This window comes from Hadarchaeum sp. (SeqCode), assembly GCF_038871235.1.
Taxonomy (GTDB): Archaea; Hadarchaeota; Hadarchaeia; order Hadarchaeales; family Hadarchaeaceae; genus Hadarchaeum.
In genome coordinates, this window is record NZ_JAVZIN010000008.1 from 24,853 (window position 1) to 44,091 (window position 19,239).

17 protein-coding genes and 1 tRNA gene are annotated in these 19,239 nt (G+C 49.0%); 6 read left to right on the plus strand and 12 right to left on the minus strand.

Annotation, left to right across the window (positions count from 1 at the left end):
* The first annotated feature begins 15 nt into the window (after nucleotides 1-15).
* A complete protein-coding gene (acs, locus tag QXT02_RS04875; protein WP_342812266.1) occupies nucleotides 16-2,007 on the plus strand; it encodes an acetate--CoA ligase in 1,992 nt (663 codons plus the stop codon).
* Between the two features lie 44 nt (nucleotides 2,008-2,051).
* Here the strand turns inward: acs and QXT02_RS04880 are convergent, their stop codons facing one another.
* From QXT02_RS04880 to QXT02_RS04890, 3 genes are all read right to left on the minus strand, one after another.
* The gene (locus QXT02_RS04880) at nucleotides 2,052-2,726 is read right to left on the minus strand and encodes a DUF47 domain-containing protein (protein ID WP_342812268.1); all 675 of its coding nucleotides are present in this window, start codon (nucleotides 2,724-2,726) and stop codon (nucleotides 2,052-2,054) included.
* The gene (locus QXT02_RS04885; RefSeq protein ID WP_342812269.1) at nucleotides 2,726-3,934 is read right to left on the minus strand and encodes an inorganic phosphate transporter; all 1,209 of its coding nucleotides are present in this window, start codon (nucleotides 3,932-3,934) and stop codon (nucleotides 2,726-2,728) included. The genes QXT02_RS04880 and QXT02_RS04885 overlap by 1 nt, the downstream gene beginning before the upstream one ends.
* A gap of 62 nt (nucleotides 3,935-3,996) precedes the next feature.
* Nucleotides 3,997-4,413 carry a hypothetical protein gene (locus QXT02_RS04890; protein ID WP_342812271.1) on the minus strand — a complete coding sequence of 139 codons (417 nt, stop codon included), beginning with the start codon at nucleotides 4,411-4,413 and terminating at the stop codon, nucleotides 3,997-3,999.
* A gap of 55 nt (nucleotides 4,414-4,468) precedes the next feature.
* On the opposite strand from QXT02_RS04890, the gene QXT02_RS04895 reads away from it, so the two are divergent.
* Nucleotides 4,469-5,146 carry an endonuclease III gene (locus QXT02_RS04895; protein WP_342812272.1) on the plus strand — a complete coding sequence of 226 codons (678 nt, stop codon included), beginning with the start codon at nucleotides 4,469-4,471 and terminating at the stop codon, nucleotides 5,144-5,146.
* On the opposite strand, the gene QXT02_RS04900 is transcribed toward QXT02_RS04895, so the two are convergent.
* Entirely contained in the window at nucleotides 5,070-6,485 is a 1,416-nt protein-coding gene (locus tag QXT02_RS04900) for an aspartate kinase (protein WP_342812273.1), read from the minus strand. The two genes, QXT02_RS04895 and QXT02_RS04900, sit on opposite strands and share 77 nt — an antisense overlap.
* Before the next feature lie 18 nt (nucleotides 6,486-6,503).
* On the minus strand, nucleotides 6,504-6,851 hold the full coding sequence (locus tag QXT02_RS04905; protein WP_342812274.1) for a hypothetical protein: 348 nt from the start codon (nucleotides 6,849-6,851) through the stop codon (nucleotides 6,504-6,506).
* A 43-nt stretch (nucleotides 6,852-6,894) separates the two neighbouring features.
* On the opposite strand from QXT02_RS04905, the gene rsmA reads away from it, so the two are divergent.
* The gene (gene rsmA, locus QXT02_RS04910) at nucleotides 6,895-7,728 is read left to right on the plus strand and encodes a 16S rRNA (adenine(1518)-N(6)/adenine(1519)-N(6))-dimethyltransferase RsmA (protein ID WP_342812333.1); all 834 of its coding nucleotides are present in this window, start codon (nucleotides 6,895-6,897) and stop codon (nucleotides 7,726-7,728) included.
* On the opposite strand, the gene QXT02_RS04915 is transcribed toward rsmA, so the two are convergent.
* Both QXT02_RS04915 and QXT02_RS04920 read right to left on the minus strand, forming a co-directional pair.
* Nucleotides 7,715-9,904: an elongation factor EF-2 gene (locus QXT02_RS04915; protein WP_342812276.1), complete on the minus strand. Its 2,190-nt coding sequence runs from the start codon at nucleotides 9,902-9,904 to the stop codon at nucleotides 7,715-7,717. The two genes, rsmA and QXT02_RS04915, sit on opposite strands and share 14 nt — an antisense overlap.
* Before the next feature lie 43 nt (nucleotides 9,905-9,947).
* Nucleotides 9,948-11,123 carry a DUF1512 domain-containing protein gene (locus tag QXT02_RS04920; RefSeq protein ID WP_342812277.1) on the minus strand — a complete coding sequence of 392 codons (1,176 nt, stop codon included), beginning with the start codon at nucleotides 11,121-11,123 and terminating at the stop codon, nucleotides 9,948-9,950.
* Between the two features lie 82 nt (nucleotides 11,124-11,205).
* Here QXT02_RS04920 and QXT02_RS04925 point away from each other — a divergent pair.
* Nucleotides 11,206-11,290, plus strand: a tRNA-Leu gene (locus QXT02_RS04925).
* Between the two features lie 99 nt (nucleotides 11,291-11,389).
* Here the strand turns inward: QXT02_RS04925 and QXT02_RS04930 are convergent.
* Both QXT02_RS04930 and QXT02_RS04935 read right to left on the minus strand, forming a co-directional pair.
* Nucleotides 11,390-11,596 (minus strand): helix-turn-helix transcriptional regulator, encoded by a 207-nt coding sequence (locus tag QXT02_RS04930; protein WP_342812278.1) that lies wholly within the window; start codon nucleotides 11,594-11,596, stop codon nucleotides 11,390-11,392.
* A 5-nt stretch (nucleotides 11,597-11,601) separates the two neighbouring features.
* On the minus strand, nucleotides 11,602-11,985 hold the full coding sequence (locus QXT02_RS04935) for a DUF2178 domain-containing protein (protein WP_342812280.1): 384 nt from the start codon (nucleotides 11,983-11,985) through the stop codon (nucleotides 11,602-11,604).
* 129 nt (nucleotides 11,986-12,114) lie between these two features.
* Between QXT02_RS04935 and QXT02_RS04940 the strand changes: the two genes are divergently transcribed.
* Entirely contained in the window at nucleotides 12,115-12,264 is a 150-nt protein-coding gene (locus QXT02_RS04940) for a hypothetical protein (protein WP_342812281.1), read from the plus strand.
* Between the two features lie 2 nt (nucleotides 12,265-12,266).
* On the opposite strand, the gene QXT02_RS04945 is transcribed toward QXT02_RS04940, so the two are convergent.
* Both QXT02_RS04945 and ppdK read right to left on the minus strand, forming a co-directional pair.
* Nucleotides 12,267-14,933, minus strand: coding sequence for a bifunctional acetate--CoA ligase family protein/GNAT family N-acetyltransferase (locus QXT02_RS04945; protein ID WP_342812283.1), 2,667 nt, complete (start codon nucleotides 14,931-14,933; stop codon nucleotides 12,267-12,269).
* 105 nt (nucleotides 14,934-15,038) lie between these two features.
* Nucleotides 15,039-17,708 carry a pyruvate, phosphate dikinase gene (gene ppdK / locus QXT02_RS04950; protein ID WP_342812284.1) on the minus strand — a complete coding sequence of 890 codons (2,670 nt, stop codon included), beginning with the start codon at nucleotides 17,706-17,708 and terminating at the stop codon, nucleotides 15,039-15,041.
* An 89-nt stretch (nucleotides 17,709-17,797) separates the two neighbouring features.
* On the opposite strand from ppdK, the gene speB reads away from it, so the two are divergent.
* A complete protein-coding gene (speB, locus tag QXT02_RS04955; protein WP_342812285.1) occupies nucleotides 17,798-18,676 on the plus strand; it encodes an agmatinase in 879 nt (292 codons plus the stop codon).
* Nucleotides 18,677-18,680: 4 nt separating this feature from the next.
* On the opposite strand, the gene QXT02_RS04960 is transcribed toward speB, so the two are convergent.
* Nucleotides 18,681-19,199, minus strand: coding sequence for a 50S ribosomal protein L16 (locus QXT02_RS04960; RefSeq protein WP_342812286.1), 519 nt, complete (start codon nucleotides 19,197-19,199; stop codon nucleotides 18,681-18,683).
* Nucleotides 19,200-19,239: the final 40 nt, after the last annotated feature.

Sequence of the window (19,239 nt, forward strand, 5' to 3'; positions counted from 1 at the left end):
ATAATTGAAGATACTATGAAAGGCATCAAATGGGTAGTCGAGGATCCTGTAGAAAAAGAAGTTTGGTGGCCATCGGAGGAACTCAAGCGAAGGGCTTGGGTTAGCGATCCGTCAATATACGAAGAAGCTGATAAGGACCCGGTTGCTTTTTGGGAAGCCAGAGCGCGGGAGGGTCTGGAGTGGTTCAAGCTGTGGGACAAAGCTTACGAGGAAGACTTGCCTTACTACAAGTGGTTCATCGGCGGCAAAATTAACGCCTCCTATAATGCCGTTGACCGGCACGTAAAGGCGGGCAAGGGCAACAAACCCGCGATAATCTGGGTCCCTGAACCTCCTGAGGAGCCAGATAGAATAATCACCTATCAACAGCTAAAAGATGCGGTCTGCCGCTTTGCCAATGTGCTGAAAAAGCTCGGTGTTAAGAAAGGTGACCGAGTAGGGATATATCTTCCTCTAATTCCTGAGGTCCATATCGCCATTTTGGCCTGTACCAGAATCGGCGCTGTTCACAGCGTCGTCTTCTCTGCCTTCAGTGGTGATGCATTAAGAGTCAGGCTCGAAGACGCTGAGGCCAAGGTATTGATAACGGCAGACGGTTACTACCGCAGGGGAAAAATTGTCAACTTGAAAGCTAATGCAGATGAAGGAATCCAAGGCACCAAAGTTGAAAAAGTCGTTGTGGTCAAAAGAGCGGGAAATGAAGTAAACATGGTAAAGGGGAGGGACTTTTGGTGGCATGAGCTGGTGAAGGAAGCTGATACCCACTGTGATCCAGAACCCATGGACAGCGAAAGCATGATGTTCCTGCTCTATACCTCCGGCACCACGGGAAGACCAAAAGGTGTAATTCACACGACTGGAGGATACCTGACCCAAGCCTACTGGACCACGCGCTGGGTATTTGACATCCATGATGACGACATATACTGGTGTACCTCAGACATAGGCTGGATAACGGGACACACCTATCTGTGCTATGGACCGCTGCTCAACTGTGCCACACTCATATTGTATGAAGGGTCACCCGACTACCCGGCAATAGATCGCTGGTGGCAGATTATAGAAAAATATAAAGTAACGATATTTTATACCGCCCCCACCGCCATCCGCATGTTTGTGAGGGCCGGTGATGAATGGCCCAAAAAACACGATCTCAGCAGCCTTCGCCTTTTGGGGACGGTGGGTGAACCGATTGACCGCGAGGCTTGGCTGTGGTACTTTAACAACATTGGCGGCGGGCGTTGTCCAATTACTGACACGTGGTGGCAGACTGAGACTGGAGGAACATTGATGATGAGTCTGCCAGGGATCGGGCCGTTCATCCCAACTGTTTCTGGAAGACCATTCCCGGGAACTAGGAACGCAATTGTCGACGAAGAGGGCAACCCATCACCGCAAGGTGGTTACTTGGTGCTGGTTCCACCGATGCCACCGGGAATGCTGCGGGGCCTTTACAAGGCCGACGACAAATACCGCGAAACCTACTGGAGCCGATATCCAAAGAGGTACTACTTTACTGGAGACGGCGCAAGGGATGTGATCAACGAACATGCCCCCCACATTAAGGAAAAGGGAAAAATTAAACACTTCATCCGCGTCACTGGCAGAGTCGACGATGTCATGAAAGTGGCCGGGCACAGACTATCCACGGCTGAGCTAGAGGATGCGTTTAACCGACACCCGGCTGTGACCGAAACCGCAGTTGTTCCACAACCCGACCCCATGAAAGGAGAAGTTCCTGTCGCCTACGTGGTATTGAAAAGCGGGTACCGGGGTTCGGAAGAGTTGAGCAAAGAGCTAGTGGAACACATAAGCAAGACGGTGGGACCAATAGCCAAGCCCAAGCAAATATTCTTCGTTGACGAGCTGCCCAAGACCAGAAGTGGAAAGATAATGCGTCGCATCCTTAAAGCCCTGATCACTAGGGATAAAATAGGAGATACCTCCACATTGGTTAACCCTGATGTCGTTGAAAACCTGAAAAGAATAGTCGGTTACTCGGCTTAAACTAAAAATTGAGCTGCTATTGATGCCTTTTCAGTCTTTGAAAATCAAGAGTAACTGATAGCAATAGATCTGATGATATCACTAACATCCTCACAAAGATCAGCGATACTTTCCATATTTTCTGTAATTTCTTTCATAAGCAGCGACTGGCCTATATCCTTTACCTTCTTGTACCATTTCAAAAGACTCGGAGTCAGCTCTTCGGCGCGTAGATCGTCTATCTTCTCCTCCAATTTTTCAACTTCATGTGAAAGGGCCACGGCTGCCTTTGGGTCTCTCTCCAGAGAAATAAAGGTTTCATGAGTTCTGATAGCTGTCTCCAAAACTGCCGTGGAATAAGTCTTCATCGTTTTTTTAAGATCGCTGGGGAGTCTCTTAGCGTCGACGTATTTCAGCTTTCTGGCGGCCGCCTTGGCATTGGCAGCGACCTCGTCTGCCGTCATCGTCAATCTGATTATCTCGTCCCTGTTTATCGGATGAAAGATGCCCTTCGAGAGCTCCTCCAAGATATTTCTCTTGATAACATCAGCGTCTCGCTCGCTCTTAAAAGCCTCTTGAAAACCCTCTTCCATTTTTTTGGCGTCCAGATCGCAAAAAGCTTGAACCGCTTTGTTCATGCCGGCAACTGTCTTGACGATCCTTTTTATGTGTTCGTCGCAGATATCAAGGATTTTTCTTTCCCTTGATTCTCCCATCCATGTTAGCGGTCCTTTGGCCATCATATCCCTGCCATTTTACTAATTAACCAAAACAAAGACATACTAATTAAGATTACCGCAGGTATGGTCAAAATCCAAAAGGCTATGATTTTGCCGGTGACGCCTTTGCTCACCCCCATCAATCCCTTCGTGGCCAGACCAACGCCAATCAGAGAACCAACCGAGGCATGGGTGGTGGATATCGGTAGGCCGAAACCGATAAGCAGTGAAGGTAACACCGTGAAGAGAAAAACCACGATTGCGTTTGCGTACTCCGCGGCGGCACCGCTCAGTATGTCCAATCTGGTTACTTTGTAGGCAGTGACCTCCAGAACCTTGTATCCCCACGTAAAGGCTCCGAGCGCTATTCCCGCCGAGCCCAGAAGCGAAAGCAAAAACATCGTGGTGAAAGTCGGATTGCCGGTTATCTTCTGTGTTGGCGTCACAAAAACACCGGTGGCGTTTGCCATGTCGTTGGCACCGAAGGAAAAAGCGGAAAAACAAAGGCCGATTATCAAAAGGGCATAAAGGAAATTGGATGCCCCAAACCCGCCGCATTTGGCCCTGAGAACGTAAACCAAAACAGGGGATAAAACGGCCGCGACGGGAAACGTCATTAAAATAACATCAAACGACCTCAGCCCGAGTGTCTGGTAAAAAATCATTAGCAACGCAGAAAAAGAGAGAATAAATACCAAAATTGAAATCGTAACTAGATTTGTCTTTTCCGTCCTCTCCTGTTGGAAATACCTTTTCAGAAAGAAATACAACCCGGCCGCAAAGAGTATCGCCAAAATTGGTGAGGCGATTAAACTTGCGATGACTACATAGAGGTTCCCCAACCTCAGCGGGGTTGAGGTCGCTAGGCCAAAACCGATTACGCCGCCGATTATCGAATGGGTCGTCGAAACCGGCATGCCTTTGTAGGTGCAGAAGGTTATCCACAACCCGGCTGAAAGGCAGGCTGAAAAGCTCCCCAGCGCCAAAACCTCGACACTCAGACTTTCTCTGTCGACTAAACCTCGGTCGACGGTCTTCATCACCATCGGCCCCAACAGAATACCGCCCAAAGCCGCAAAAATAGCGAATAAGATTATGGCTTTTCTCATGCTTAGGGCTCCGGCACCTACCGCACAATCGGTGGGGTTAGCGGCGTCGTTGGCTCCCAAACACCAAGCAATGTAGAAAGACAAAGCCAGCCCAACACCGTAAACCACCAGCTCTATCATCTGAACACCTTCAGCCCAAAGGTTTTTTAGAATCTAATATAAAAAACACCAGCCACAACACCTCAACTTTTCTCCACAGTGGGCTTTTTTCGTCTCTGCCCAGACCTTTCCAGAAGGTGGCCATACCCGCGAGCAGAGACGATTTTCCTTATTTCCTCGTCAGCGGACTCTGGTAAAGGTGGCGGCGTGGTTCTTCCAGCCAACCTGTTGCCCAAAGCCCCAATAATTCTACCTGCGACCAGAGAAAATAACATGACCAAAATTGCGAAGTAAATAGGTTCCAGATTGAAAAACATGGAAGCTCCGATGCCCAAACTAACTATAACAAGACCGAGCCCGTAAGCGAGCAAAAAAATCGTTCCTCTCCGACGACGCAGGAAGAGTAAAATTTTGCCTCCAAAACCGAAACACATGGCCTCCAAACCAAAAGCCAAAGAACCAATCAAGAAGATGAGGTAAATGGTTTCAATGACGCTCAAGCTATCCACAGTCCGATTTAATCATGCTGAGAATTTAAAGACTAAGCGGCGGCGCATGACTGCAATCCTGAACAAATTAGGCGAGGTATTCAATCATTGGCGCATCTCTAGAGAAGATCCCTTTCTGTTGCTCGTCAGAACGGTGCTATCCCAGAACACAAACGATCGCAACAGCTTCGCCGCCTTCAGCAACCTAACCTCGAGATTTAAAACCCCGGAACAGCTGGCAAACGCTACGGTTAATGAAATCAAGGAGCTGATAAAAGTCGGTGGGCTTTATCAAGAGAAAGCTAAAAGGTTGAAAGAAATTTCAAGACTGGTGCTGGAGAAATACCGAGGTAACCTAAAACCAGTTCTCGAAAAACCTATCCAAGAAGCTAGGGAGGAGCTACTCTCAATGCCAGGCGTGGGGCGCAAAACTGCTGACATCATGCTGGCTTTTTGGTCAGGACACGATATCATCCCAGTCGACACCCATGTCTTCAGAGTTTCAAAAAGATTGGGCTTTGCTAAAAACAAAGACAATTACGATGAAGTGAAAGCTAAACTTGAGCTGGCAACTCCGCCGGGTAGAAGAATCGAGGCCCATATACTACTGATTCAGCTGGGGAGAAATTACTGCCGCTCGAGAAACCCGTTGCATAACCAGTGCCCCATCAACCGGCTCTGTCCAGTTGGAACTCGCTATGTAGAGCCCTCACGGCCTTCACGGCGTCGCGCTCATCCACAGTGAAGGAAATATTGAGCTCGGAGGAACCTTGGGCGATTGTCAATATGTTAATTCCGCTCCGGCCGATGGTTCCAAAAACTCTGGCCGCCACCCCGGGTGTACCTTTCATACCAGCACCAATGGCCGCAATGACGCTCACGTTCCTTTCACAGCTAATATCCCAGCTAATCTTGCGCCTTTCGAACTCTGAACGGAGGGCGCGGAGAACTAAGTCCACTTCCTTGCGATCAACTACGAAGCTTATGTCGGCTTGTGATGAACTCTGTGAGATCATCAGGACCTTTACCCCGGCTCGGCCAATGATGTCAAAAACCGTCGCGGCAACTCCTGGAACACCGATCATCTCCGCCCCGCCCACCGTTATCAGGGAGACATTTTTACTCATAGTAATTGACTTGACGATGTCCTTAACCTGATTCGGTTTCTTGATGATCAAAGTGCCACCTTGGTTAGGCTTGAAGGCATTCAAAACCCTGACCGGTATGTTTGAATCCATGGCCGGTCTGATCATCTTGGGGTGCAATACCTTGGCCCCGAAGTAGGCGAGCTCTGTGGCCTCAATATAGGAGATGGTCTTGATAACGCGGGCATTTGGTTCAACCTTGGGGTCGGCGGTCATTATGCCATCGACATCAGTCATTATCCAAATTTCATCAACACCCAATGCGGCACCAAGTATTGAGGCGGTGTAATCGGATCCACCTCGCCCCAAGGTAGTTATGACTCCATCCTCAGTGCCGCCGATAAAACCGGTTATGACCGGAACCTCATTCGCGGCCCACATTTTATTAATACGCTGTTTTGCAATTCTGCGGACTTTTTCCATCAGGGGGCGCGCTTCGGTGAAGTGGTCATCGGTGATCAACCCTGCCTCGAAACCTGTCAGCGCTCTTGATTTTACACCCAACGACTCTATGGAACCGGACAAGATGGGGGCAGAAAGCCTCTCTCCAAATGATAAGATAAGGTCCTGAGAGCGCGGAGACAGCTCACCTAAATAAGAGATTCCTGTGAGGGCTCGCTCCAAAAGGTCGATGGTCTCCCGGACAGTACGAGTAGTTCGGCCCAAAACTTCTTTATTTTTTATCGCGTCCTGGCAAGCCTGATAATGTCTGATTGAAATTTGCCGCAGGAACTCTGGGATCTGTTCTCTAGGATTGGATCGAGGTTCTACCAGCTTACGTGCTATCTCGAGAAGTTGATCAGTCACTCCCGCCATGGCTGAAGTCACAACCGCGATCTGGTCTCCCTTCTTATGCCTAGAGACGACCAGCTCGGCATCCTTCTTAATACTCTCGCCATCCTTGACCGGAACGCCGCCAAACTTGATAACCAGCTTCAAACTACCGCCTCTTCAAAACTAATGTTCTGGCTCAACGACATAATAAGAGTTGAGCACTTGGCAGATGTTCTTAGCCAAGGCATGATAACACATATCCACGCCCGCTTTCCCAGTTGATATGTTCATCACGTAGTCGCTGCAGGTACAAAAATTCTTCACAACTTCGTATTCATCGTTCTTTCCTCTGACAAACCAGCGCTGCCCCCGCTTGATCACGCGCCTACCCTTTACCGCCTCGATAGCACGCTTGCCCCTTTTCCGGTACACCTCAATTATCTCATTTTCCAACTCTGGGGACAGTGACGCAGCGGTTTGTAGTTTTTTGAAAAGATTCTCCTTGCTCTCCCTGAATGATTCGGAAATCATTTCTCTCCAAATGTCAAAATACCTGCTGAGGAGTATATAATTGATGCTAACCGAAACCAAGCGACTCCTGTGTAGGGATGGAATATGGCTGGACAGACGGCTGGGGCAAAATCAAGTCATCGACGCCTCCATTCTGAAAAAAATGATTGATTACGCTGAAGTGACAAAAAATGACAAGGTCTTGGAAATCGGAGCCGGAGTTGGCAATCTAACGGTTATGCTCGCCGAGGCGGCTGGAACCGTAACTGCCATTGAAAGAGATAAAAAATTAATTCGAATACTGAAAGAACGCCTGAAAGGCCGAACCAACGTCAAAGTTCTTCAAGGAGATGCTCTGGAGATGGAACTGCCCGAATTTAACAAAATAGTTTCGAATCTGCCCTTTTCAATATCCTCAAGAATAACATTCAAGCTCTTGGGGCTAAAGTTTGATATAGCGGTGTTAATGTTTCAAAAGGAATTTGCCGAGAGACTAGTTGCGTCGCCTGGATCTAAGAATTACGGACGTCTGACAGTCAACGTTTACTACCGAGCCAAAGCGGAATTGTTGGATGAAGTTCCACCCTCGGCATTTTTCCCCCAGCCCAAAGTTAGCTCGGCAATCGTCCGCCTGAAACCCCGTCAGCCCCCGTTTGAGATCAAAGATGAACAACTCTTCTCGAGGGTTGTCCGGGCCTTATTTCAGCACCGGAATCAACGGGTCAGAAACGCGCTCCTGCATTCTTTTTCGGAAATTTTTCCAAAAACGAAAATGACTAAAAACGAAATAAAATCGTTCATTGGTAGTACTCTACCTGGCAAATTTCTGGAAGCCAGAGTTCCAGAACTGACTCCTGAGGACTTGGGTGAGATTACCAACCTACTTACTTCTCCATGAATTCCTCGGGCTTTGGTGGCTCCGGCTTCAGACCTTTGCGCTTGCGTGTGTCTCGGATAATTTGCTCTTGAAGTTCCTTTGGTGTGACATCGAACTTCTCGAACTCGGTTGCCCAAATGGCCCGGCCCTCGGTCTCCGAACGAAGATCGGCGGCCAAACCAAACGAGTTGGCCACAGGCAGTAATGCCTTTATTATCGTGATGTCCTCCTCAGCCTCCATGCTCAAGATCCTTCCCCGGCGGCCCTGAATCACTTTGGTAGCCCCACCCATGAACTCCTGAGGAACGCGCACCTCCAGCCTGAGCAAGGGCTCAAGCAAGGTCGGTTCTGCCAGAAGAATGGCGGCTTGTATCGGTCGCCTCACAGCTGGAATTATCTGTGCTGGGCCCCTATGCACTGAATCCTCATGTAAAGAAGCATCGACTATCATGGCCTTCAAGCCACGCATTGGTTCCCGCATGATGGGGCCCTCCTCAACCACTTCCTTAAAGGCCTCAATGATATAGTCCTCAACTTCATTCATATACTGGACCCCTTTTGTCGCGTCCACCAGAACGTTGGGGCCTATTATAGTAACGATATTGCGAGCCTCATGCGTCTCCCAACCCAACTCCCTCAGCAGGTTGGCACGTTCTTTCCTTTCCTGTTTGTCGTTGATCTTTCCCTCCTCAATGGCCTTGATGACCTGCGGCTCCAGCGGCTCAACGACAATCATAAAGCGGTTATGTTTGTTCGGAGATTTACCCTCAACGGGGCCTGCCCTTTTGGTCGGGGTTTCACGATAAACTACGATAGGCTCTGACGTCTTAACCTCCAGACCAGCCTGCTTCAGCTTGTACTCAACTATCTCGAGGTGTACCTCACCCATCCCGGAAACGAGGTATTCCCCCGTCTCCTCATTTATCTTCACCTTGACGTTAGGGTCCTCACGGGATATCCTCTTCAGCTCGTTAACAAGTTTAGGTAGATCTTGGAAATTCTTAGGCTCGACCGCCACCGTTACTACCGGCTCGCTTATGTATCTGAGCTCCTCAAATCCTTTACCCTCGACGCCGACCTCAATTAAAGTCTCACCAACAAAGGCGTCCTTCATCCCAATTATCGCACCGATGTTGCCGGCCGGAACCTTATCAACCATCACCCGGTCTGGCCCCATGTAAACGTTAACCTGCTGGATGCGGGCTTCCTGCCCCGAACTCACCAGTTTAACGGTCTTACCTTTTTCCAAGGTGCCTGAGAAAACTCTGCCGGTCGATATCACCCCAGCCTGCTCGTCAACGATAATGTCAGTAATGACCATGCAAATCTTTCCATGGGGGTTTGCGGTCAGCATGTCACGTCCAAGTTCGCTGTTGAGATCCCCTTTCCAGATGACCGGAATCCGGCTGGCTTGGGCCTCCTTAGGGTTGGGAAGGTGCCTGATGACCATATCCAAGATAACCTCATAGACTGGGCTCTTCTTCGCTAGTTCAGCTTGGTTTCCCGATTGATAAGCGCTGATGATGTCCTTGAAGCTAATGTTCTTCTTTCTCATCTGGGGGATAGACAAGGCCCATTTCTCCTTGGCTGAACCAAAGGCAACCGACCCTGCCTCAACGTTCACCAACCACTTATCGGCGACGCTTGAATGGGCGTATCGCTTTATTAGCTCGTTAAATTTAGTTATCAGCTTGACAAAGCGGGCTTGCATCGCCTCTGGAGTCAGCTTGAGTTCATCGATGAGGCGATCGACTTTGTTGATATAAAGGACTGGGCGCACCCGCTCGCTCAGCGCCTGCCTTAACACCGTCTCCGTCTGCGGCATGACGCCTTCAACGGCATCCATCACCACGATGACACCATCGATCGCGCGGAGGGCCCGGGTTACGTCGCCACTGAAGTCCACGTGTCCTGGGGTGTCAAGAAGGTTGATCAGATACTCTTGGCCATCAAGGGTGTGGGAGAGGCTAACGGCGGAAGTCTGAACGGTTATACCCCGCTGCTGCTCGATGTCCAAAAAATCCGTGAAAAGTTGTTCACCAGCAAGTTCGAAGCTTATTATCCCTGAAGCGGCGACTAGGGAGTCCGTTAACGTTGTCTTGCCGTGATCGACATGGGCGACTATGCCGATATTCCTGATGTGCTCTGGTTCCCACATCAGCTTTTGGACTTCCGCCAGGTGCTTGTAACGCCTCATCTAAACCACTCCACGACATATGAACTCCATTATTTAAATAACATCATCGTACCGGAAGATAAGTTGACTCGATCTCATCCTTTTTCTCCTCTGGAGGGGTGGGGAACTCTGTGGGTAAATCTTTGACACTCTGCCCAATACCAATGGTGTTGCCAATTCCGGCCACGATTACTGTGTCTCCCGGCTTGGTGCGCAACCTGATGGCATTTTTGACCCGCTCCACGGCCTCGTCGACTCCGCGTACCAGCCTCTTATTGAGCGGCTTTAACGACTCAGTGTAGGACTCTTTGATCACGATGGCGTCGATGGGTATCTTTCGTTTTACTGCGATTTCCTCTATCTTGTATTTTTCAACTGGAGGGCCGCCGATAGCAGCACCAACTCCTTCAACGACATCGCCGCTGGCCTCGCCCTCTAGCTTTCCAGCCGCGTCGATCATGATTATTCGCGCCACCTTTCGCTTTTTCGCCAATCTGGCTATCAGCTCGCCTGGCTTGCCAACTCTGCCCCCTGGACCCTTGGCCTTTACGATGAGAAGTTTCCGCCCTTCGAACTCAGTCTCGGAATAGACGGTGTCCTCCACCGGCTCGTAAAATTTAGCTTCTTTAACCAGTTTTACCACAGTTAGTGGCCCGACACCATCACCTATCGGCTTGCCTTCAACGAACGCCTTAGTGGCATCGACAAAGGCCTTGGCAAATGTCTTCAGGAAGGGAATATTCATCTGAACCAACATGACGATCTGGATGTTTTTCGTCTTCTCGGCTAAAACCAAGAAGTGACGGACCAACCGATAAAGGGTGTAGTTAGCCATCGCGCCCTCCATCGCCATCTCCAAGTTGGCGGCGGTTTCAGGGTCGGCGTTTGGCGCCAGCCTAGCGATCGCATCTTTGAAACGCTTGTTTCTTACATCGAGGATGTGCTCCAGCCTTTTTAAGACTCCAACTGGATCCTCGCTGACCGGCTCGATGGCGAAGAAGTCCAAAAAGTCGTTGAACTCCTTTTCCACATCTTGCTTTGGCTTACCGTGTTTTATTATCGCCTTCAACGCTGTTTTCTTGCTCTCCTTGGCCATTTTATCTAGTTCAACAACTGCTTTCTTCATCTGGGTAAGACCAGCACGCGCCTGAAGCCACATCATCTGCGGGCTGAGGAGAGTTACCACTGCAAAGAAGATGATGCTCGCCACTATCCACCAGACTATGTCAATCTCTGGCATAATACCACTAAATTAATCTACTCGTTTTTTGATAAAGGTTGCTGCTAACCTTTAAAGCTTTGCTGTGAAAGGATTTTCACGAGCGGGGGTAGCCAAGCCAGGTTGAAGGCGCTGGCTTCAGGAGCCAGTCCCGTAGGGGTTCGGGGGTTCAAATCCCCTCCCCCGCACCTATGTGAGATCTAAGCGGTCCAAAACAAATGATGAAATTATTGTTGGTTTCCGCGGTAAATCTCCGCAAAATTGCTGCGGGACTATAAATTTAAAAATTACAATTTTTCGTTTTCATTTGGAACAAAGATATCTTCAATCTTAACTTTAAAAAATCGGGCTATCTTAAATGCCAGAAGCAACGAAGGGTCATACTTCCCTTTTTCAATGGCGATAATGGTTTGCCTCGTCACGCCCAACTTTTCCGCAAGATCTTCTTGGGTTAAATCGTGCATTGCCCGATAAACCTTGAGTTTATTTTTCATGACTGCTAATCCCCAAATTTTTTGGAATAGTATCGGTAGAGCATGACATACACCAACATCAAGATCGCCGAAAAAAAGGTAAGCGAGAGGCCGGCCTCTAAAAGCTCTGGATATCCGATCCTGCTCAAACTAACCAAGCAAAGACCAACCACTGCAGAGGCTATGCTAACAATCTGAACCGTCCTTCTGGATGCCTTCTCACTTATTTTATAAGCTCTTTCATCAACCAGCACCGGCTCAGCTTTACTTCGGATTAAAAACAAAAACAGCAGGCCTGCCACTACTGAAAACAGAGCTATTAAAAATTCGCCTGAGAGTGCAGATAAAGCAACGAAAATTCCAACAACCCCCATTACTGCCAAACGATATGATTTGTAACCGTTTTTCATTCCCCTCCCTTAAGTAAAACATTAATTACATTATGTTATTTAAACTTTACTATTTATTAAATTTACAAAACAAGACTCAAGATTGGCAATTTCTTTTTATCCTGACGTTGAAGCAAAATTGGTGGTAATGTGAAAGTTAAGCTCTCCGTTGATGGTGAGGAGATCGATCTGAACGAGTTCGTCGTGAAAATATTAAGCGGTGCTATAATCGGTGCGGTGACCTCACTTCGCGGGATAAAAAAGGACTGGAAGAAAATAGAAATCGAGGTTGAGAAGTAACCTCAGATGAGATCCAAGGTGGCTACGTATCCCTCCTCAGACGGTCTGATAGTGAAGCCCATCTTCTGCGCCAACCGGATCATCTTCTTATTCTCTCGCATGATAATGCCATAGATACTCTCCAATCTCTTCTCCTGCGCGATTTCAATAAGCATGTCCATCAGTTTCGTGCCCAAGCCCTTCCCCTGATACTTATCTGCTAAAACAATAGCAAACTCGCCGCGCTTTTTGCCCGGCTCGGTGATCAACCTAGCCACCCCAATCTCCTTTTTCACGCCTGCCTCTGTGATCTCCGCGATTATCGCCATCTCCCGGTCATAGTCTATATTGCAGAAGCGCACCAGATCCTCATGAGACAGCTCCTTTATTATTCTAAAAAACCTGAACCGGCTCGTCTCCTCAGAAAGCCCTTTGATGAACTCATATTCGATCTTTTCATCCTCTGGTCTTATCGGTCTGAGAAGAACTTCGGTGCCATCCTTCAACCTCCAAGGAACAACATACTTCGTGGGGTAAGGTAATATGGAAAGGTGCGCGTGGGGGTCGGTCTGTTTTAACGCCTCGACATCGATGGTGGCCCGAGCATCAAGAGCGGTAATGTCATCCCTTGAAGCTGCAAGAGGGTTTATATCGATCTCAGCGAACTCGGGGAAGTCCACTATCAAGTTGGAAAACCGGACGACGATTTCTTCGAGTGCCTTCATATCCACAGGGGGCTTGTTTCTTATACCGTGGGATAGAGCGCGGTAAATTTTGGTCTCCTCCATCAGCCTTCGAGCCAACGTCTGGTTCAGCGGGGGCAGAGCTATCGAGAAGTCCCGGTAAAACTCAACACCTATTCCCCCTTGCCCGAACAGAATCACTGAGCCAAAGTCCTTGTCCTTTTTAGCACCGAGGATCAGCTCATAATCAAACTTCTTCATTTTTTGAACGTAGACGCCATCAATCCTAGCCTTCGGCGCAGCGTTCTTAACCGATTCCAGCAAATTCCGGTAACACTTCCTCAAATTTTCCTCGGAGCTTATTCCGACGACCACCCCGCCAATGTCGGTCTTGTGAATTATCTCCGGGGAAGCGATCTTTAAGACCACTGGGTAACCCAAGCGAGAAGCGGCGGCAGCGGCTTCATCCTCATTCTTTGCCAGATGGGCCTCAGGCCTCGGGATCCGATAAGCATCGAAAAACTTGTCGATTTCTGCCTGAGTCAGATTGGTTCTTCCCTCAGCAACGGCTCTTCTGATGATAAGCTTTAGGTGACTCTTCGGCGGGGAGAGGTCAACAGAAAGCTCTTCAGGTGTCTCATAAAGGAGTTCCAAATTACGCTTGTATTTGTACATATACATGTAGGTCTTAATCGCCTTTTCCGGGGTGGGGTAAGTGGGCACATCGTTTTCATAAAATATCCTTCTTGCCTCCTCAACTTCATTTTCACCCATCCAAACCGTCAAAATGGGCTTAAGCTTTTTTTTGGCGATCTCGACGATCCTCTTGGCCAAGTCAGTGGACTTAGCAGCACCCTGGGGGGTGTAAAGGACCACTATGCCATCTATTTTGGGATCGTTAAGGCAGGCTTCCACCGCCTTGCTATATCTTTCAACGTCGGCGTCTCCAAGGATATCAACAGGATTGCCCCGACTCCATTGCGGCGGTAAAACTTTGCTCAGGGCGGCTATGGTCTCGTCGGAAAGGTCGGCTATTTCTCCAAAATTATCCATGATAGCATCGGCGGCGATCACCCCTGGGCCACCGGCGTTGGTTATCACAGCGATGTTCGGCCCTGCCGGCAGATATCTTGAATCAAGCACGCTGGCGCAGTTGAAAAGGTCCTCGATCTCATCAACCCTTAACACGCCAGCTCTTCTGAATGCGGCTCTGTAGACCTCGAAATTACCGGCAAGCGCCCCAGTGTGTGATTTTACCGCCTTAGCACTCTCGGCATACTTTCCGGGCTTGAGAATGATGATCGGCTTGTTTCTGGCAAACCCTCTGGCGGCGCTCATAAACTTCCTAGCCGAACCAACCCCTTCCATGTAGATGATTATGCTCCGCGTGCGTGGATCTTCCCCTAGATAATCTATCAAGTCACCAAAATCCACATCGAGCATCGAGCCCAACGAGGCGAACATGCTGAAGCCGATGTGGGTGCTGACCGCCCAATCCAAGATCGCGGAACCAAGAGCCCCGCTCTGTGAAATGAAAGCTATCTCTCCAGGCTCAGGCTGGCTTCTCAGAAAAGTAGCATTAATCGAATCATGAGGCCGAATAAACCCGAGGCAGTTGGGACCTAGAACCCTGAACCCATATCTTTCCTGTAATTTCTTTATTTCCTGCTCCAGCTTTGCTCCCTCTTCCCCGGCCTCCCGGAATCCTGAGGAGATGATGACGATGCCATCAACGCCGCACTTTCCACATTCCTCAACAACGGCTGGAACGCTTTTGGCCGGTATCGCAATCACGGCCAAATCTACATGCTCCGGAACCTGGGTTATGCTCGCAAAGCACTTTAAACCCAATACTGTTTGATAATTGGGATTTATGGGGTAAATTTTCCTTTTCTCTTTTCCAGCCAGAAGATTTTTCATGATTTGGTTACCGATCGTCCCCTCTTTTTCACTAGCACCAATCAAAGCCACGACCCTGGGGCTCAACATGCTCTCTAGTTTACCCATTAGCATCACCATCTATCCCAATGGCTGGGATTGCATTTATACCATCAACGTAATTAAGAATTGCCAAGTCGAACAACCAATTACAGAATAATATTTTATTTCAGCCTAGGCCATGCTATATGCTTGTTTCTCAGGCTCCTTTGACTTCAGCGCGGCGTGGGCAGCTGCCAGCCTAGCCACTGGTATTCTAAAGGGAGAACAGGAGACATAGTTCAACCCCAGCTCGTGACAGAATTCTATCGATTGGGGGTCACCGCCATGCTCTCCGCAGATTCCTATTTCAAGGTCAGGTCTCTTGCTTCTGCCCAAATCCACCGCTATCTTCATGAGCTTCCCCACGCCTTTTTGATCCAGCTTCTGGAAGGGATCAGCTTCCAAAATCCCCCGCTCGATATACTGGAAAAGGAACCGACCTTCAGCATCATCCCTAGAATAAGCAAAAACCATCTGGGTCAAATCGTTTGTTCCGAAGGAGAAGAATTCAGCGTACTCTGCGATCTCGTCAGCAGTAAGTGCCGCACGAGGAACTTCTATCATAGTACCAAACTTGTATTTCAGATCCACTCCGTGCTTTTGCATCACTTCATGCGCAACTTTCTCCAGCTGCTCCCTAACGACTTTCAGCTCGTTAACATGACCAACCAGCGGAATCATTATCTCTGGCCTTGGATCCTTACCCTCCCGCTTCAGTTCACAGGCCGCCTCAAAAATTGCCCTGACCTGCATCTCATTGATATCAGGATAGGTTATGCCAAGCCTGCAGCCGCGAAGGCCCATCATAGGATTGGCCTCGCGCATGTTTTCGACCCTCTTCAACATTTCTTCTTTTTTCTTGAGTCCATCGGGATCGGTGCCTTTAAGCCTGAGCTCGATAACCTCCTCCAGCAATTTTTCATACTTAGGTAAAAACTCGTGAAGCGGTGGGTCCAGCAATCTTATTATCACGGGAAGACCGTCCATGACCTCAAGTATTTCCTTAAAGTCATTCTTCTGAATCTGGAGAAGTTTTTCGAGTGGCTTCTTCCTTTCCTCAACAGTTTTTCCCAAGATCATTTCATGCACGAGGGGCAGCCTGTCCTCTTCAAAAAACATGTGTTCGGTGCGGCAGAGACCTATTCCTTGAGCTCCAAGTTCTCTGGCCTTTTTAGCGTCCCTCGGGTAGTCCGCATTGGCCCAGTTCTGAAGCTTTTTCACCTCATCGGCAAAGGAGAGAATAGTCAAAAGCTCGGGTGACATCCTCGGCTCAATCAGGGGGGCCTCACCGAGGATAACCTCCCCAGTGGTCCCGTTTATCGTTATCAGATCTCCTTCTTTAACAGCGATCCCATCTACCTCAAAACGGCGGGCCTCAGCATCTATTTTTATGGCCTCACAGCCCACGACCGCCGGCTTCCCCAGTCCTCTTGTCACAACGGCCGCATGGCTAGTGACCCCACCTCTGGATGTCAAAACACCCTGTGAAGCAATTATGCCGCCAACATCATCGGGGCTTGTTTCCGGGCGCACCAAAATAACCTTTTCACCAGCTTTGCCCATTTCCTTGGCCCGCTCAGAATCGAACACCACCTTACCCACCGCTGCCCCTGGGCTGGCATTTAAACCCTTCGCTATAACCGTAACTTTGGCCTTGGGATCAACCTGCTTGTGGAGAAGCTGTTCAACGTGGGCGGGTTCGATACGCAACAGTGCCTCCTCTTTTCTAATCAGACCCTCGACCACCATGTCAACCGCTATCTTGACCGCAGCCTGAGCGGTTCTTTTGCCGGCTCTCGTCTGGAGCATGTAAAGCTTGCCCCGCTCCACGGTGAACTCAATGTCCTGCATATCCCGGTAGTGGCGCTCCAGTTTCTCCGCTATCTCCACCAGCCTGTTGTAAATCCAAGGATATCTCCGGTTCAAATCCTCTATCTTGAGCGGAGTTCTGATGCCGGCGACCACGTCTTCGCCCTGCGCGTTGAAGAGGAACTCGCCAAAAAGCTTGTGCTCACCGGTTGATGGATCACGCGTGAAGGCCACACCAGTTCCTGAGTCCTCCCCGATGTTACCAAAGACCATCGTTACAACATTAACCGCGGTTCCGAGATAATCTGGAATCTTGTAAAATCTCCGATACTCAACGGCGCGCTTGTTTTGCCATGAAGCAAAAACCGCCCCGATGGCCAGCTCAAGCTGTGTGTAAGGATCAACTGGAAAATCTCGATGTGTTTCCTTTCTTACTAACTCTTTAAACTTGCTAACAATTTCTTTGAGGTCGCTGGCTTTTAAATCAGTATCAAACTTAGCCCCTACCCTTTCCTTCTGCCTCTCAAAAATTTCCTCAAATTTCTTACCATCAACACCCAAGACTATCTTTCCAAACATCTGGATGAAACGACGATAAGCATCATAGGCAAATCTCTCATTGTTCGTAAGCCTGGCCAAGCCCTCAACGGTTTCATCATTCAAACCGAGATTAAGTATTGTATCCATCATGCCTGGCATTGAATACATGGATCCAGACCGCACGGAAACCAGCAATGGATTCTTGGGGTCACCAAAACCCTTGCCAGTTATCTTTTCAAGCTTTTTCATTGCCTGCACGACTTCTTCCATTAGACCGTTCGGAAGCCTTCCTCCGGCTTCATAGTACTCCCGGCAAACTTCGGTGGTAATCACAAAACCCGGAGGAACCGGCAATCCCAGCTGGGCCATCGTGCACAGCCCTGCTCCTTTGCCCCCCAACAGCCTCTTGTTGTTGCCGTCGCCCTCATCAAAGAAATAAAGTCTTTTTGGCATGCCATCCCTCAAGAGGTTTACCGTGGTATCAGACTTAAAAATCTTTGCCCCTATAAGGTTAAACGCAGTCGGGAGGATTCGTGAGCAAGATGTCATTCGAAGATTTAATCCCAGTGAAACCTGGCTTTGGTGGTTTCGATTTCCCCTATGAAAAATCCCAAATCGTTTTCTTGGGCGCACCTGTAGATGTCACCTCCAGCTACCGTCCCGGCTACAAATTCGCCCCTGCAAAAATAAGGGAAGCCTCAGCGAACCTTGAAACCTATATAATGTCAGCTGGCGTTGACGTTTTCGAAAAGATCAACATCACCGATATTGGAGATATAATAGTCACGCCTGCGGACCTTGAACTAACCGGGCGTAGAATTACCAACGTCGTTGAGAAAATTCTGACGGATGGCAAGATTCCGGCGATTATGGGTGGGGAACACACAATTTCCTACTTCACCTTAAAAGCTTTTGAGGATGTATTCGTGATCCAGCTTGACGCTCACCGAGACCTCCGTGACAATTACTTAGGTGACAGGCTCTGCCACGCCACAGTTATGCGCCGAGTTCTTGACTTACTACCCGCTGACCGGTTGATACAACTTGGGATAAGATCCTGCTCGAAGGATGAAGCTGAATTTGCTAGAGAAGCCGGAATATTGGCCTATTCGACGGAGCAAATAAACAAGGGGCTTGTAAAAATTACTTCTCAAGTAAAAGAAATCGTGGGGAGCTCAAAGGTTTATCTTTCAATCGACCTCGATGTTCTGGATCCCGCTTTTGCCCCGGGAGTTTCAACCCCTGAACCTGGTGGCCTGTCCACGATCGAGCTCCTCCGGATTCTACGGGAAATTGGTAAGTTAAACTTATCAGGATTTGATGTTGTCGAGCTGGTCCCGCCTCACGATGACGGAACCACTTCGTTCGTGGCGGCGAGAATAATCTACGAGTTGCTGGCTACACTAGGATCTCAAAGATGAGAGCTCACTGCAGATATTCCTGGCCCTTTTCAACAATTATCTTTGTCTTAAAAGGAATTTTCAAGTTAGCCCTGTGTAGAGCCTCCTTAGCTACCCTAGCGAACTCCCTCTTGCAGCTCACCGTCATCAATTTCTGCCCCACGCTGACTCGAGCGGCGGCCCCTATCGGCTTTCCGAAGGCCCGTCTCATCCCGTCTGAAACCCGGTCCGCACCAGCACCCATGACGATCGGATTCTCACGAAGAACTTGATGAGGGTAAACTCTGAGCTTCAGATGATAATTTTCTTTACCGGCCTTTTGCTCCAGCAAACGGTTGGCCGCAACCCTTGCCGCCTCAAGGCTATTATGCCTTATTTGGCCGGCTTCGGCTAAAACCATCGACATCACCACATCAAATTCTCCTTTTGGGTTGCCCATGTCAAAGAAAGTCACCCGTACCGGAGGGACGCCCTTAACGAACTCGCGTCTAGTGTAGGCTGGACCGCTGAATTTTCTGTAGCTCCTACCCGGTCTCAATGGCATTTTTACCCCTCCCCAAACCAATAATTTTCTCGTACTTAAT

Coding starts and splice junctions, on each gene's coding strand:
- acs (WP_342812266.1), top strand. CDS start 16: ATGAAAGGCATCAAATGGGTAGTCGAGGATCCTGTAGAAAAAGAAGTT.
- QXT02_RS04935 (WP_342812280.1), bottom strand. CDS start 11,985: ATGAAAAACGGTTACAAATCATATCGTTTGGCAGTAATGGGGGTTGTT.
- speB (WP_342812285.1), top strand. CDS start 17,798: ATGTCATTCGAAGATTTAATCCCAGTGAAACCTGGCTTTGGTGGTTTC.
- ppdK (WP_342812284.1), bottom strand. CDS start 17,708: ATGCCAAAAAGACTTTATTTCTTTGATGAGGGCGACGGCAACAACAAG.
- QXT02_RS04885 (WP_342812269.1), bottom strand. CDS start 3,934: ATGATAGAGCTGGTGGTTTACGGTGTTGGGCTGGCTTTGTCTTTCTAC.
- QXT02_RS04945 (WP_342812283.1), bottom strand. CDS start 14,933: ATGGGTAAACTAGAGAGCATGTTGAGCCCCAGGGTCGTGGCTTTGATT.
- QXT02_RS04915 (WP_342812276.1), bottom strand. CDS start 9,904: ATGAGGCGTTACAAGCACCTGGCGGAAGTCCAAAAGCTGATGTGGGAA.
- QXT02_RS04960 (WP_342812286.1), bottom strand. CDS start 19,199: ATGCCATTGAGACCGGGTAGGAGCTACAGAAAATTCAGCGGTCCAGCC.
- QXT02_RS04895 (WP_342812272.1), top strand. CDS start 4,469: ATGACTGCAATCCTGAACAAATTAGGCGAGGTATTCAATCATTGGCGC.
- QXT02_RS04920 (WP_342812277.1), bottom strand. CDS start 11,123: ATGCCAGAGATTGACATAGTCTGGTGGATAGTGGCGAGCATCATCTTC.
- rsmA (WP_342812333.1), top strand. CDS start 6,895: ATGCTAACCGAAACCAAGCGACTCCTGTGTAGGGATGGAATATGGCTG.
- QXT02_RS04880 (WP_342812268.1), bottom strand. CDS start 2,726: ATGGCCAAAGGACCGCTAACATGGATGGGAGAATCAAGGGAAAGAAAA.
- QXT02_RS04930 (WP_342812278.1), bottom strand. CDS start 11,596: ATGAAAAATAAACTCAAGGTTTATCGGGCAATGCACGATTTAACCCAA.
- QXT02_RS04905 (WP_342812274.1), bottom strand. CDS start 6,851: ATGATTTCCGAATCATTCAGGGAGAGCAAGGAGAATCTTTTCAAAAAA.